Raw genomic sequence first — 14,685 nt, forward strand, 5'->3', positions numbered from 1 at the left:
TGTCGGCGGCCTGGATGGTGCTGATCGACTGACCCATCGCGTCCTTCAGCGACGTCAGGTCGCCGGCGCGCTGGTTCAGACCCTTGGCCGAGAAGAAGGCGGTCGGGCCGTCGAGGGCGGTGTTGACCTTGTTGCCCGTCGACAGGATGTTCTGTTTCTTGTTGATCTGTTCCTGCGTGCTTTGCAGCTGCAGCAGGTTGGTCCGCATGGACGAAGAGAGGGTAACGTTGCCAGCCATGATAGCCACTCCTTTGGAGGATCAATGTCCGGACGCGCACCGATTTCGGAACGCTTGACCCGGAAGGGGACTAATTCCCCCGCCAAAGGGGCAGGCAAGAAGCGGGCCAGTTCAAATTTGCCGGGTTTCCTTGGTAATCCATACCGGTGGGCATGAATGTGCCCGGCAAATTTTGCCCACCTGTCGGCAAATTCTGCCGGTCAGGGGGCAGGGGTTGCCGGGGCGGCAGATTCTGCCGGGTATTTCCTGCCGGACAGGACAACCGTTTCGCACACCGCCAGCGGTCCGACGGCGAGCGCCACGCTACCCCAGGACCAGCCGACGCCGAAGCCCGACAGCAACAGCCGGCGGCAGCCCGAGGCCAGCGGTTCCGCCAGCGAACCGGCCAATGCCAGCGGGATGGAGGCGGAACTGGTGTTGCCGACCTCCCGCAGGGCGACGACAGTTCGATCGGCGGAAACCCCCAGTTTCTGGCCGAGATGGCGGATCATCTGGGCGTTGGCCTGGTGCAGGACGAGATGGTCGACCATGTCCGTGGTCCAGTTGGCACACTCCAGCACGGCGCGGACGCTGCCTGGCACCTCGCGCAGGGTGAAGGCGAAAACCTGGGTTCCATCCATGAACAGGCGCGGCGGCCGGTCGGGATGGCGCATCGCGCCGCCGTCCGCCGCCAGATAGGGTGCACCGGCGCCATCGCTTCCCAGGTCGAAGGCCATGGGCGAGGCCGCGTCGTCCAGTTCCAGGGCGATCGCGGCGGCGCCGTCGCCGAACAGCGGCGCCACGGCGCGATCCTCCGGATCGACCAGCCGCGAGGTGGTGTCGCCGACCAGCAGCAGCGCCCGCCGCCCGGCCGCCTTCAGCAGCCCCGCCGCCGCCCACAGCCCATAGACGAAGCCGGAACAGCCGTGGGTGATGTCGAGCACCGCCGCTCCCTTGCGCAGCCCGAGCCGCCGGTGCAGGAGCGAGGCGGTGCCCGGCAGCGTCTGGTCGTGGGTCTGGGTCACCAGGACCAGCAGGTCGATGCTGCCCGGCTCCCAGCCCAGACCGTCGAGCAGACGGCGGGCGGCGGCCTCCGCAAGGTCGCTGGTGCATTGGCCGGGGGCGACGATCCGCCGCTCCTCGATCCCGGTGGCGGCGGCGATCTTGCGGGTCGCGTCCTCGCCGAAGCGGCGGGCGAGATCCCCGACCGTCTCGCGTCCTTCCGGCACGCAGCCGACGACGCCGCGCACGCCCACCCCGTCGATCCGGCTGGCGACCATCTCCGCCTCCCCCATTTTCCTACAGCGTCACTTACGGCCTCAGCAGGTGATGCCACCGTCCACCGTAAGGGTCTGTCCCGTTATGAAGCCACCGCCGTCGCCGAGCAGGAAACGGACCAGCGGAACAACGTCCGCCGCGGTGCCGAGCCGGCCCAGCGGCGTGCGGCGGACGATCTGGTCGCGCTGCCCGTCCGACAAGGTGCCCGACATCTCGGTGTCGAGATAGCCCGGCGCCACCGAGTTGACGGTGATCGCCCGCCGTCCGACTTCCCGGGCCAACGCACGGGTCAGCCCGTCCAGCCCGGCCTTCGACGCCGAATAGGCGGCGAGCCCGACATAGCCGCGCTGGCCGATGATGGAGGAAATGTTGACGATCCGCCCACCGCGGGCACCTTCCCCCCGCGCCGTCAGCTTGGCCCGCAGGAAGGCGCGGGCGGCCTGGAGCGCGCCGGTCAGGTTGGTCTGGATCACCGCCTCCGCATCCACCTCCGGGAAGGTCGCCAGAACGCCTTCGCGCGCGATACCCGCATTGTTGACCAGCCCCCACAGCGGAGCCTCACCACCCCAGGCGATGGCGGCATCGAAGAAGGCGCGCACCTCGTCGCCGTCGCCGATGCGGCAGGGGTGCCAGAACAGGTCGGGACCGGCCAGCCGCTCCAGCGCGTCGGAGGAGGAACGGCTGCAGGTGGAGACCCGATAGCCGTCGGCCAGCAATGCCTCCACCAGCGCAAGGCCGAGGCCGCGGCTGCCGCCGGTGACGATGACGTGGCGCTTCGGCCCAATGGCGGTTGACGCGGGGGCGGTTGACGCGGGGGCGGTTGACGCGGGGGCTGACGCGGGGGCTGACGCGGTCATTGGGATCCCTTTCGGCTCTTCTTGCCTGCGGCGCTCAGCGGGATATGGTCGGCGAAGGTCAGGGCGCGCGGCCGGGCGGCCGGCGGCAGGTCGGCGGTGGCGGCGCGCAGGGCAACGCGAAGGGAGGGCTCATCGGCGCCCGGAACCGGAACGATGGTGACGGTCAGGAGATGGCCGGTGATCGGGCTCGGCACCGCGACGACCGCGGCATCCGCCACCCCGTCGACCGCCAGAAGGCACCGCTCCACCGCCTCCGGCGAGACCTTCACCCCGCCGACATTGACCAACCCGTCGAGCCGCCCGGCGAACAGCACCCGGTCGCCCCGGCGTTCCACGAGGTCTCCGGTGGACAGCCAGCCGTCGGCATCGACCGCACCCGGTGCCGCGCGCGGGCTGCGCACCTCCAGCACCCCTTCGGCGATGCGCAGATCCAGCCCGTCGGGCGCCGCGTCCAGCCAGGCCGCTGGAAAGCCGGCCCGGCCATCGGCGACGGCGAACAGCGCCCCCGCCTCGGTCGAGGCGTAGATGTGGCGAAGCCGGGCCTGGGGAAACCGCTCCGCCAGCCGGTCGAGAAGCGGCTGGTCGGCGGCCTCGCCCCCCAGCGTCACCGCGGCGAGCGGCAATTCCGCATCGCCCAGCGCCATCAGGAAGGCGCGCCAGAAGCTGGGCGTGCCGCTGACATGGGTCACGGCATGGCGCCGCGCCGCCTGCGCCAGCGCGGCGATCGTTCCCGCACCAGAACTGGGCACGGCGACCAGCAGCGCTCCGGCCGCGGCGGCGGTCAGCATCACCTGCAAGCCGGCGAAGGCGCCCGGATCATAGGTCAGCAGCCAGCGCGCGCCCTCCTCCGCCACGCCGCGCAGCCGGCCGCGCAGGCGGGCGAAATCATGGCGCAGGCGCTTGGGCGTGCCGGTGGTGCCGGAGCTTTCCAGCGTGACGGAGAAGCCCTGTCCCGACTGCCAGCCTGCGGACTCCGCACCGCCTCGGGCCAGCAGAACCCCCTGCCCCGCCGCCTCCGCAGCGGCCAGCGCCGCCAGCACACGCGACGGCCGGTCGGCCTGCACGACCCCGCCTGCCGGCACCGGCAGCGCGGCGAGGTCTGCCCAGCCGAAGACCTCCTCCCCTTCGATCAGACGGAAGGCGGGATGGATCCAGTCCGGGCGGCCGTCTGTCATGCAGAAACGGTGTAGAGCGCCGCCAGTTCGCCGACGGTGGTGAACTGGCGGAAGCCTTCGCGGAAGGGGTCCTGGCCGGTGCGCTGTTCCAGCACCACCAGCAGCGTGGCCAGGTCCAGCGAATCGATCGGCAGATCGCCGTCGAGGAAACGGCTGTCCGCCGTCAGGGGCGGCAGGGCCTCTCCCTTGTCGGCGGCGATGCGGCCGAGTTCCTCGGCGATCAGGGCGAAGATGCTGTCGGTCATGGTCTGGTGGACTCAGGGAGTGGGCGCCCGGCTTGGACATCGTCGCAGCCGTCCAGGAAGGACCGGATGGCGGCGGTCACCGGGCTGGCAGCCTCGATGTGCGGCAGGTGGCCGGCATTGTCGAAGACCCGGAACAGGGCGGCCGGCGGCAGCCGGTCGGCGGGCGGCAGCGGGATGATGCGGTCCTCGCGTCCCCACAGCACCTGGATTGGCATCGGATAGGCGCTCCAGTCCACCGGCGGTCCACCGCCATCGGCATGGGCGGCGAAGGACTCCTCGATGATCCGCTCCAGCCCTGCCCGGCGGACCGGGTCGGCGCCCTGGGCGTGCAGCACCTCGCCGAAGCGGGGGATCAGCGGCGACGGACCGGCGAATAGCCGTTCGGCGCAGGCGCGCCCCTCCGCCACGTCGGCGGGCGCGATGGCACGGCGCAGGAAGTTCAGGTCGAAGGGCGTGCCGAGCCCGGCACTGGACAGCAGGGTCAGGCTCGCCACCCGGTCGGGCGCCAGCCCGGCCAGTTCGCGCGCGACATAGCCGCCCATCGAATGGCCGACCAGATGCACCCGCGGCAACTCCAGCCCGTCGAGGAACTCGACCAGCCAGGGAGCGAAATCGGCGACCCGGCCGCTGCCGACATCCGGCGTCGATCCGCCATGGCCCGGCAGATCGACGGCGATGGCGCGCCGCCGTGCCGACAAGGCCGACAGATTGAACTGCCAGGTCAGGCGGTCGCCGGCGAAGCCATGCAGAAGCAGGACGGGCACGCCGCCGCTGCCGACCGACAGGTAGGCGGCAGGGCCGCCGGCGACGGTGGCGACACCGGCGCGCAGGCGGCTGCCTTCAGTGACAGGCCGGGAAACGGGAACCGGCACCGGTCAGGCCGCGACCGGGGCACCCGCCAGGGCCAGCAGGTCGGCGACCGTCTTCGCCTTGGCCAGCTTCTCGCCTTCGACGACCACGCCGGTCTTCTCGTCCACCAGCGCGATGAAGCTGATGACCGCCAGCGAGTCCCAGGCCTCCAGCGATTCCAGGGCCTCGTCGCCGGTCAGCGTGCCGGGATCCAGTTCGAGCATCTCGTCAAGAGCGAGAAGGAATTCATTGCGATCCATAAGCTTTTCTCCTTGGTCGAACCGGGACCGGATCAGTGCAGCGTCTTTTGCCGGACCGAACGGTTGATGTCCACCCAATCGGGGTGGTCGCGAAGAGTTTTGCAACAATCCTGCCAGCCGAAACCGGGGTTGGACGGCACCAACGCCTCCAGCAGGCGCCGCACCAACTCGTAGTCGGCGGGCTCGTCCACGCACCAGCGCTGGTCGGCAGGCTCCACCGGCGCGTCGGGCACCAGCGCCGTCCCCAGCCGGAAGCAGTGGGGGCGGCGGTAGATGTAGGGGGTGACATGCTCCCGCTCCGCCGGGTCGGCGGCATTGGCCGCCGCCTCGTCCAGCAGGCGGCGCAAGAAGATCTCGGCATCCAGGCCGCGCGGGTAGCGGGTGCTGTCGATCGACAGGTAATCCAGCGGCTGGCCCTCCCTGAAGGCGGCGATCAGGCGGCCGACCAGCACCGGGTCGATCAGCGGGCAGTCGGCGGTGACGCGCACCACCAGATCGGCGCCGGCCAGCGCCGCAGCACCGGCGAAGCGGCCCAGCACGTCCTGCTCGTCGCCTCGGAAGACGGCGACGCCCAGACCCTGCGCGCACTCCACCACCGGGTCGTCGGTGGCGTTCACCGTCGTCGCCAGCACCACCGCATCCAGGCCGGGCGTGCGCGACAGCCGCTCCAGATGGTGGGCCAGCAGCGGGCGGCCGGCGGCCGGCATCAGCACCTTGCCCGGCAGCCGGGTGGAGGTCATCCGAGCCTGCGAGATGGCGACGACGCGCGGTTTATCCATGCCGGTCCTCCTGCGTCGGGGGTGCCAGCATGTCCCAGGACAGCGGCTCCCCCCGGTTCAGGCGGCGGACGGCGCGGCGGCCGAGCACGTCCGGCAGATGCTTGGGCGCCATGCCGAAGCCGGGGCGGATGGAGCGGACGTTGGCGGCGGTCAGCGGCTCTCCCGCCTCCACGTCGGCGACGACATAGAGGGAGCGGCGGTAGTCGCGCCCGCCAACCTCGCTGGGCTTCACCGTATAGTCGACCCGCCCCATGGCGGCGGTCGCTGTGCGGACGGCATCGGCCATCGCCTTGAACTCCGCCGGCTCCAGGGAAAAGGCGCTGTCGACCCCGCCGTCGGCGCGCGACAGGGTGAAGTGCTTCTCGATGATGGTGGCGCCCATTGCAGCAGCGGCGACCGGCACGGCGATGCCCTGGCTGTGGTCGGACAGGCCGGCGGTGACGCCGGCGAAGGTCTGGGCCAGATGAGGGATGGTGCGGAGGTTGCAGTCCTCCGGCGGGGTGGGATAGCCGCTGACGCAATGCAGCAGGGCCAGCGGCACGTCGCCGGCCGCGGCCACAGCCTCTTCGATCTCGCCCAGCGTGGCGAGGCCGGTGGAGATGATCAGCGGCTTGCCGGAGCGGGCAGCGCGGCGGATCAGCGGCAGATCGATCAGCTCGAAGGACGCGATCTTGAAAGCCGGGGCGTCGAGATCCTCCAGCAGTTCGATGGCGGTCTCGTCGAACGGAGAGCTGAAGATGGTCAGGCCCAGCGCCCGCGCCCGCTCGAACAGCGGGACATGCCACTCCCAGGGGGTGTGCGCCTCGCGGTAGAGGTCGTGCAGGGTGCGTCCGCCCCAAAGCCCGCCCTCCAGCCGGAAGCCGGGACCGTCATGGGCGATGGTGATGGTGTCGGCGGTGTAGGTCTGCAGCTTGACCGCATCGGCCCCCGCTTCCTTCGCCGCCTCCACCAGCGCCAGAGCACGGCCCAGGTCGCCATTGTGGTTCCCCGACATCTCCGCGATCAGATAGGGCGGATGGCCGCAGCCGATCGGACGGCCGGCGATGGACATGGGGGGACGGCCGAGGGGAGGAAGGCTGGGGACGGCGTTCGGCAAGGGGCGGCTTTCCAAGGGGACCAGGGACTGGGATCAGTCTTCCACGAAAATGTGAAGGAAGATTAATTCGCTCCGGCGCGTTCGGCACGCAGCAGGGTCCGCGCCTCCTCGCCATAGGCAATCAGCCGTTCGACGCAGCGGTTGCGGTCGCCGATCTCGAGGAAGCGCGCCTTCGCGGCGGCTACGGCGGCAGCGTGGGCGGCGGCATCGGTGGCAAGCGTCACAGCACGCTCCAGAAAGCCGTCGCGGCCGGACACGCAGAATTCAGGACCGGAGACGACCGCTCCATCACCCCAGCCATAGGTCACCACCGGCACCCCTTCGGCGAGGGCGAAGGCCGCGCCGCCGCCGCCGCCCTGGCGCGGCGGGTTGAGGAAGACGCGGCAGCGGCCATAGAGCGCGCGGATGTCGGGGACATGGCCCAGGCAGCGCATGCGCTGCCCGTTGCGCAGCGGGGCGAGGCGCGCCGGCAGGCCCCGCACCTCGCCGGCGAACACCAGACCGGCGTCGGGGCAGCGGTCCAGAATATCGTCCAGCAGGCCCAGCACCTCCCCCGTCACCTCCTGGTCCAGGCGGGTGCCGACCACCGCGAACAGGGGGGTGCCGTCGGCAAAGCCGGTGTTAACGCGCACTCCGTCGGACGGGGGCAGGGTGTAGCCGAAGGTGAAGGGACGGAAACGGCGGGCGAAGGGGCCGCGATACAGCGCCGGAATCGACAGGGTGTGGTCGCGCTCCTCAAATCCAAGCACGATCGGGGCCAGCGACAGGGTGATGCCCGAACTGGTGGGCAGCGCCACCACCGGCCGGGCGCCGGAGTCGGCGAACAGGTCGGCGACGATGTTCGACCCGCCGAAGGACACGATCAGGTCGGGGTCGTAGCCGTCGATGGCCTCCACGATGACACGCAGCTTGTCCTGGCTGAAGGCGGGCTGTGTGAAGGAGGCGACCTTGACCTGCCGGCCGAACATCCTCAGCGCATAGACGCCCTCCAGATCGGCGGCGACCTCCGCCACCATCGGCGGGATGAAGACGCTCTCGACCCGTCCCGGCAGGCCGTTGACGTTGATGATGGCGACATCCAGCCCGAACTCGTCCTGCATGCGGGCGGCGAAGTCGAAGCAGTCGCGGGTCGGCTGATGGCCCTGGTTGGTGAACTGGTTGGTCACCACCGCAACACGGCGGATCGGCCCGTCGCGCAGAGTTGCCCGCGGCGGCGTCAGGCCCCAGCGCCGTGCGATCTGGCGGACCATCGCAATATAGAAGCGGAACTGGTCGCAGGGCACGAAGCTCGCCAGCTTGTCGCCGCTGGCCGCGCCGAGGAACAGCTGCCGCGACATGCACCAGTGGGTGTAGTGCAGCGCCGCCGGGTCGGCGCTGTCGCCGCCGAGGATCAGGTAATGGAGAATGCGTTCATAGTGATAGAGATCGCCGGTCAGCAGGAACAGGACCGAGCGGAGCCGGACATTGTCGTTCGACGGCGCCTCGCGCTCCAGCCGCTCGGCCAGCGCAAGGCGGCTGTCGAGGTCGAGATCGCGGCGGATCTCCTCGCACAGCGCGGTGAACCGGTTGATCTTCTCGGCGTCGAACTGCCTGTCGGTCAGATAGACCATCATGGCGGCGGCAGCCGCGGTCACGCGGTCGGACTGGACCGTTTCCGGCATCTTCTGGACCTTTCGACTGACAGCCATCCCGTGTGTAGCGCCGCCCCGGCAAGCCATGCAAGCAGGCAGTGCGGCCGCCTTCCATTATGCTCGCAGCCTAAAGCTTCAGCCCGGCGACGCCGTCCAGGATCGCCCCCTCCGCCAGGGCGCGGCGTTCAAGCTTGGCGCCGAACAGCTTGGCCCCGGTCAGGTCGGTCCTGGCGAGGTCGCAGCCGCGCAGGTTGGCGAAGGACAGGTCGGCGTTGGCAAGATTGACGGACCGCAGGCTGCCGCCGCTGAGGTCGGCATAGCGCAGCTTGGCCCCCGACAGATCGGCGGGGCGGGAGCGATGCTCGTCGAACACCAGGGGCCGCAGATTGACGTTGCGCAGGTCGGCGTTGTTCAGCTTCGCGTTCCGCAGGCTGATGCCGCGCAGGTCGCCGTCCGCCAGCTTCGCCCCACGCATGTCGGCCCTGTCGAGCACAGCGGCCTGAAGCTGCACGCCCGACAGGTCCAGACCGTAGAGCGTCGCCCCGACGGCGCGCAGCATGGTCAGGCAAAGGTGGGCCAGCGAGGGAGCATGACGCAGGTCGAAGTCGGACAGGTCGAGCATCGCACCCTGCGCCCCGCTCGATCCCACCCAGGTCATGTGGTCGGCCAGCAGATCCTCCAGGGACCGCCCCAGTTCCGCCACCACACGGCCGACCGGCTTGTCGGTCAGCGCCTCCTCCACGTCGGCGTCGGTGAGGTCGGTCATCACCATGACGGCGCCGGTCAGCACCGCACCGCGCAGGCAGGCGCCGCGCAGGTCGGCGCCGGACAGGTCCGCCCCCTCCATGTTGGAGCCGGTGAAGTTGGCGCCGCGCATGGTCGCCCGCACCAGCTTGCAGCCGCGCATCACCGCGTCGGAAAAATCGGTGTGGATGGCCATGACGCCGGACATCCGGGCATTGGTCAGGTTGGCGCCCGAGAGGTCGGCGCCGTCGGCCTCGGCCGGGGACGAATCGATCTGCACCATATGCAGATGGCCGGACCGGTCCTTTTCGGCCAGGGAGCCGTCGCGCAGGTCCGCCTCGAACAGGTTGGCGCCGACCAGGATCGCGCCGCGCAGGCAGGCGCCGCGCAGGTCGGCCTTGATCAGGCTGGCGCCGTCGAAATTGGCCTGCCGCAGATCGGCGACGAAGAAGGACGCGCAATCGAGCCGCGCGCCGGCCAGATTGGCACCGCGCAGGCTGGCGCCGACGAAATCGGCATGGGCCAGATCACGGCCCGACAGGTCCAACCCGGACAGATCGCAAAAGGACAGGTTGGCGCGCGCGCCGCCCACCCGGGCATTGCGGAACATCTCGTGTTTCCGCACCGCCAGATCGAGCTGCGCCTGATCGAGACGCCTGAGCGTGCGATTCTGCACCATGGCCCCATGAACTCCCTATTCCGCGCCAGTTTGAGGCAACCCAGCTTCAGAAAGGGTTAATTCACGCCGCGGACTCGTTCTCCAGCGCCTGTTCGCCGCCGTCGGATTCGCCGCCGTCGGCCGTGCGGCTTCCCGGCCGTTCCGACAGGATGGCGGCGATGGCGTCGCGCAGTTCGTCCGGGGACACCGGCTTGTGCAGCAGCCGGCAGCCGGTGGCGACCGCCTCGCGGATGCGTTCGGGCGCGGTATCGCCGGTCAGGATCAGGCCGGGCACCGGTCGGTCCAGCCGCTCGCCCACCGCCGCCACGGTCTGCACGCCGGTCAGCCGGCCCGGCAGCCGGAAATCGCTGACGATAAGGTCGGGCATGGGGCCGTCCTGTGAGGGCGCCCCGCTTTCCGCTCCGCCGAACAGCGCCAGCGCGCTTTCACCGTCGACCGCCGCGATCACCCGATAGTCCCAGCTTTCCAGCAGCAGCCGCACGGCGTCGCGCTGGATCGGATCATCCTCCACGACCAGGATCAGCCGGTCGCCGCTCTGAACCGGATCGGGATCCTGCGCCGGCACCTGGGTCGCCGGCCGTTCGGTCCCGACCACCGGCACATGGACCGCGAAGACGGAACCGCGGCCCTGGAGCGACCGCACCTCCACCGTGTGTCCCAGCAGCGCCGCCTTGCGCCGCACCTTGGCCAGCCCGAGGCCGAGGCCCTGGCGTCGGTCACGCTCCGGATTGCCGAGCTGGACGAAATCCTCGAAGATGTTGTCGAGCTGTTCGGCGGGAATGCCCGTGCCGGTGTCCCACACCTCGATGCGCAGCCAGCGGCCATGCCGGCGGCAGCCGATGGTGACGCGGCCCTTGTCGGTGAAGCGGATCGCGTTGCGCAGCAGATCGCCCAGCATGCGCGTCAGCAGCGTCCGGTCGGTGCGGATCACCATGCGGGTGGGCATCGCGCGCAGGGTCAGCCCCTTTTCCGTCGCCATGCCGCGGAATTCGGCCAGCAGCTCCTCGAGCACCGCCGACACCGGCACGTCGGCCAGCTGAGGCCGCACGACGCCGGCGTCCAGCGTCGCCACCTCCAGCAGGGCGTGCAGAAGCTTTTCCCCGGCATCCAGCGCTTCGCCCATCTTCTCGGCGATGCTGCGGTCGCGCGTTTCGGCCAGACGTTCCATCAGAATGTGATGGAACAGCCGCAAGGCCTGGAAGGGCTGGCGCAAATCATGGTTGGCCGCCGAAAGGAACCGGCCCTTGGCCTGATTGGCCCGCTCCTTTTCCTCCAGCGCCCGGCTCAGCCTCAGATTGAGGGTGCTGAGGGCGGCGGTCCGCTCCTCCACCCGCTCCTCCAACTGCGCATTGGCCAGCTCAAGCTGGGCGTTCGCCTGGGTCAGGGCCTGTCGGGCCAGCGCCTCGCGCCGCAGGCTGGCGGCCCCCAGCATCGACAGTCCGGCAAGCGCCGCCACCCCGGCGACCACCACGACAAGGCCGCGCTCCATCCGGACATACCAGGGCTCCAGCACGGCGGTGCGCGGGATCGTCACCGCCGACAGGATCGGCAGGTCGGCCATCCGCTTCACGCCGAGGATCGACGGCTTGCCGGTTCCCGTCCAGTTCGCATCGACCCGGATCGTTCCCTCATCCAGCCGCGGCAGCGGGCCCAGCGACGGAACGCCGATGCCGGCCAGACGGACGCCGTCGGGACGGTAAAGTCCGACGGAGCGCGCCAACCCGTCACCGAAGGCGTTCAGCACCGGGTTCAAGGCCGACACCGGGACAGCCACCAGGACCGCACCGTCGAAAACGCCCGCCGCGGTGTGGATGCGGCGGGCGAAAAGAATGGCCGGCTGGCCGGCCATATGTCCGAAGGCCGGCAGGACCTGATGCTCCTCACCCGGCGGTAAGGGACGGACCAGCAGAGACAGGCCGTCGCTGGTTTCCGGCTCGGCGAAGGCGACGGCGGAGCCATACCGCAGCGAGCCGTCCGCACCCAGCAGGGAGAGGCGGCCGTTGCGCTCCACCGCCATCGCTTCCGGCAGGCTGCGTTCCGCCCATGACCTCAGGCCCCGGCCATCCATCCGGCCGGCGACCTGTTCCAGCAGGTCGATGCTGGCGTTCAGCACGCCTCGTGCGTGGCCGTCGAACAGGATGGCCGCCTGCCGCGCATCGTCTTCGGACCGTTCGAGCGTGTCCCGGTAATCGAGCGCGGTGACGGCAGCCCAGGATGCCGTTCCCAGCAATGCCAGCATGGTGCAGAGGACCGCAACCAGCGTCCGCGGCGAGGCGGTGATCCGGCGGACGAAGGCGGAGGACGGCGTGGGTGATGGGGCCATCTGCGGCGATGACATCGGCCCGGTCAGGCAGGCATCGGACGGACCCGCGGTCCATGGGACCGAAGCTCCTTCCAAAGCGGCAGCGACAGGCGGGTGACGGTCATCGGTGGGAAATCCTCGGCGATGGCGAAAGGGTTAGGCGGCGGTCGCCGGGCATGAGAAGCATGTTTGCCCAAACTGTGCCGGACAAGCTCACGCATTGGGCTGTTCCGAATGTTCGAACGACAAATCGGCCTGCACATCCCCGTTTGGTTGGTGGACCGGAACTATAGCTTAGCCCCAATAGCCGGAGGAACTTTATCACACGAAGCAATGCAGTGCGACCGGTCTTGGCGACTATGACGATGATCATAACCACCCTGTCCATCCGGTGAATGCAGCTTCACCGATACCATAGCTGCTCACGCGCAATCATCGCACCAGCCTCCACTTTTAATATTTCGTTTTGTTGCAGCTCTCCGCAATGACCGAAAGCCCGGATCGAACAGCCGCGCGTGGACCGCGTCACTGCGCGTATGGCAAACCGGGCACACGACAGACCGGGCAAACGGCAAAAGGCCGCACGCGCAGGAGGCGCGGCGGCATGATGTCGATCAGGCAGGCGGTTCAGGCAGGCGGCTTAGGGAGGTGGTGCGACGGTCGGCGTTTCGCCGCGCACGATCAGGATCAGGCCGTCGTCCGCAGCTTCCAGTTCCTTGCCGGCGTCGCGGGGGATCGGAACCTTCTGGCGGCGACAGAAGAGCAGAAGCAGCGCCAGCGTCTTGCTGGGCGTGAACAGGACCTCCCGCGTTCTGGAGGCGCCGCTCTGCTGAATCTGGACCGACAGACCACCTTCCGATGTGGGCGTCACCGTCGTGACGACGCCCAGCGGCAGGTCCGTCTGATTGGGGGCCTTCTGGTACCAGGCGAGGGCTTTTTTCAGGGCGGAATTGGTGAAGAACAGCTCACGGGTCTCTACGATCATTCCATACCCTGACGAAACACTCAGGCCCGGCCGCCCTCCAGTCCCGGGTTGAGCCGGAACGTGATCGCGCGCCCCAGTTTGGATTCCCGCAGAAGGATCTGCTTGGTTTCCAGCAGCTTGATGGCCCGGTTCACATTGGGCCGCTGCATGCCCAGCGCGTCAGCCAGTTCGGACTGCAGCACCGGAACGGAGCGATCGAAATGGAGCCTCCGGCTCAGATAGGTGAACACACGAAGCGCCTCCAGAGTGATCTCGCGGTCGGTCGACACGGCTCTGGAGATGACGTCATGATGATGCAGCATCGTGGCCTCGGTACGCAAGGTTGTCAGGTTGCTGGGGCGATAATCGGAATGGTTCGGCGGAGCGCCCGGCAGGCCGGCTGCGCCGTGTGAAGTCTGCGATCCCGTGTTCGGTTCGGTCATCGTCCCTTCCCAATCCGCTGCGGCCGGCAAGGCCGGTGATTTCAGGTGGGGTGACCGTAGCGCAGGATTATTGTCCGAGTATGTCGCCAAGATTTCGCGGCTGACATAATTGGTGTCTCCGGAGGCAATCATGAAACCGGATTGAAACCGCCGCGCACGGTCGGGGCAGGCCTGGCGCGGTCCGCGGCGCGATGATTTGTCGCGGGAACCGGGCCGGCTACAGGTCTGTTTCAACAGGGAAGTGCCGGATGAGCGGCCGGCTACCGAAGGGAGACCCGCCATGCACCGACTGATCCTGCTGCGCCATGGCCAGAGTGTGTGGAACGCGGAAGACCGCTTCACCGGGTGGACCGACGTCGGCCTGACCGACCGTGGAATCGCCGAGACGCACAAGGCGGCCGACCTGCTCAAGGCCGCCGGCATCGACGTGGATATCGCCTTCACCTCGGTGCTGAGCCGCGCGATCGAGACCCTGCACCTCGTCCTGCGCGACATGGACCGGCTGTGGCTGCCGGTGCACAAGCACTGGCGCCTGAACGAGCGGCATTACGGCGCGCTGCAGGGGCTGAACAAGGCGGAGACGGCGGAGCGCCACGGGGCGGAGCAGGTGTTCCAGTGGCGGCGAAGCTGGGATGTCCCGCCGCCGCCGATCGAGCCGGACGATCCACGGTCCGCCGTCACCGACCGCCGCTATGCCGGCCTTGCGAAGGCGAACCTGCCGCGCGGCGAAAGCCTGAAGGACACCACCGCCCGCGTCGTCCCCTTCTGGCGCGACGAGATCGCGCCGGCGCTGCGGCTGGGTGCGCGGGTGCTGGTGTCGGCCCACGGCAACAGCCTGCGCGGGCTGGTCAAGCATCTGGACGATGTCGCCGACCACGACATCCCACTGTTCGAGATCCCCACCAGCCGGCCGCTGGTCTATGAGCTGGGCGCCGACCTGACGCCGCTTCGCCGCTATTTCCTGGGCGAAGACGGCACGGTCGAGGAGATCAACTGGCCAAAGCGCGAGGGGGCGAATCCCGGCAGCAGCGCGGCGGCGTGAGTTATGCTGAAATTCCCCCTCTCCCCCCCGGGGAGAGGGTCGGGGTGAGGGGGATGCAGGGGTGGATTCTTGGGGAAGGGCCGTCGCGCTTCCCCCTCACCCTAACCCTCTCCCCGGGGGGGGG

14 protein-coding genes and 1 pseudogene are annotated in these 14,685 nt (G+C 69.2%); 1 reads left to right on the forward strand and 14 read right to left on the reverse strand.

Translation table 11 applies throughout. The annotated features are described in order from the left end of the window. The 14 genes and pseudogenes from TSH20_RS33830 to TSH20_RS33895 form a co-directional block, all read right to left on the reverse strand. Positions 1–238, reverse strand: a pseudogene (locus tag TSH20_RS33830) (flagellin); the annotation flags it as partial. A gap of 200 nt (positions 239–438) precedes the next feature. Beyond that, positions 439–1,497, reverse strand: a complete 1,059-nt coding sequence (locus TSH20_RS33835) for a ketoacyl-ACP synthase III (protein WP_109156440.1) — start codon at positions 1,495–1,497, stop codon at positions 439–441. A 39-nt stretch (positions 1,498–1,536) separates the two neighbouring features. Beyond that, positions 1,537–2,352 carry an SDR family NAD(P)-dependent oxidoreductase gene (locus TSH20_RS33840; RefSeq protein ID WP_247871388.1) on the reverse strand — a complete coding sequence of 272 codons (816 nt, stop codon included), beginning with the start codon at positions 2,350–2,352 and terminating at the stop codon, positions 1,537–1,539. Further along, positions 2,349–3,527 carry an AMP-binding protein gene (locus TSH20_RS33845; RefSeq protein WP_109156439.1) on the reverse strand — a complete coding sequence of 393 codons (1,179 nt, stop codon included), beginning with the start codon at positions 3,525–3,527 and terminating at the stop codon, positions 2,349–2,351. Before TSH20_RS33845 ends, TSH20_RS33840 begins: the two co-directional genes overlap by 4 nt. Further along, the gene (locus TSH20_RS33850) at positions 3,524–3,772 is read right to left on the reverse strand and encodes an acyl carrier protein (RefSeq protein ID WP_109156438.1); all 249 of its coding nucleotides are present in this window, start codon (positions 3,770–3,772) and stop codon (positions 3,524–3,526) included. Before TSH20_RS33850 ends, TSH20_RS33845 begins: the two co-directional genes overlap by 4 nt. Then, positions 3,769–4,644 carry an alpha/beta fold hydrolase gene (locus tag TSH20_RS33855; protein WP_109156437.1) on the reverse strand — a complete coding sequence of 292 codons (876 nt, stop codon included), beginning with the start codon at positions 4,642–4,644 and terminating at the stop codon, positions 3,769–3,771. The genes TSH20_RS33850 and TSH20_RS33855 overlap by 4 nt, the downstream gene beginning before the upstream one ends. 3 nt (positions 4,645–4,647) lie before the next feature. After that, positions 4,648–4,881: a phosphopantetheine-binding protein gene (locus TSH20_RS33860; RefSeq protein WP_109156436.1), complete on the reverse strand. Its 234-nt coding sequence runs from the start codon at positions 4,879–4,881 to the stop codon at positions 4,648–4,650. 32 nt (positions 4,882–4,913) lie between these two features. Beyond that, positions 4,914–5,660 (reverse strand): glycosyltransferase family protein, encoded by a 747-nt coding sequence (locus TSH20_RS33865; protein ID WP_109156435.1) that lies wholly within the window; start codon positions 5,658–5,660, stop codon positions 4,914–4,916. Then, on the reverse strand, positions 5,653–6,711 hold the full coding sequence (gene pseI / locus TSH20_RS33870) for a pseudaminic acid synthase (RefSeq protein ID WP_109156434.1): 1,059 nt from the start codon (positions 6,709–6,711) through the stop codon (positions 5,653–5,655). The genes TSH20_RS33865 and pseI overlap by 8 nt, the downstream gene beginning before the upstream one ends. 107 nt (positions 6,712–6,818) lie before the next feature. After that, on the reverse strand, positions 6,819–8,444 hold the full coding sequence (locus TSH20_RS33875; protein ID WP_247874558.1) for a glycosyltransferase: 1,626 nt from the start codon (positions 8,442–8,444) through the stop codon (positions 6,819–6,821). Between the two features lie 70 nt (positions 8,445–8,514). Beyond that, positions 8,515–9,810 carry a pentapeptide repeat-containing protein gene (locus TSH20_RS33880; RefSeq protein WP_109156432.1) on the reverse strand — a complete coding sequence of 432 codons (1,296 nt, stop codon included), beginning with the start codon at positions 9,808–9,810 and terminating at the stop codon, positions 8,515–8,517. A 61-nt stretch (positions 9,811–9,871) separates the two neighbouring features. Beyond that, the gene (locus TSH20_RS33885; RefSeq protein WP_247874559.1) at positions 9,872–12,133 is read right to left on the reverse strand and encodes an ATP-binding protein; all 2,262 of its coding nucleotides are present in this window, start codon (positions 12,131–12,133) and stop codon (positions 9,872–9,874) included. 619 nt (positions 12,134–12,752) lie between these two features. Further along, positions 12,753–13,097 (reverse strand): hypothetical protein, encoded by a 345-nt coding sequence (locus TSH20_RS33890; protein WP_109152634.1) that lies wholly within the window; start codon positions 13,095–13,097, stop codon positions 12,753–12,755. Positions 13,098–13,117: 20 nt separating this feature from the next. Beyond that, positions 13,118–13,519: a helix-turn-helix domain-containing protein gene (locus TSH20_RS33895; protein ID WP_109156430.1), complete on the reverse strand. Its 402-nt coding sequence runs from the start codon at positions 13,517–13,519 to the stop codon at positions 13,118–13,120. 280 nt (positions 13,520–13,799) lie between these two features. On the opposite strand from TSH20_RS33895, the gene gpmA reads away from it, so the two are divergent. Further along, positions 13,800–14,561, forward strand: coding sequence for a 2,3-diphosphoglycerate-dependent phosphoglycerate mutase (gene gpmA / locus TSH20_RS33900; RefSeq protein WP_109156429.1), 762 nt, complete (start codon positions 13,800–13,802; stop codon positions 14,559–14,561). Positions 14,562–14,685: the final 124 nt, after the last annotated feature.

Origin of the sequence: Azospirillum sp. TSH20 (genome assembly GCF_003115935.1) — a bacterium.
Lineage (GTDB): Bacteria > Pseudomonadota > Alphaproteobacteria > Azospirillales > Azospirillaceae > Azospirillum.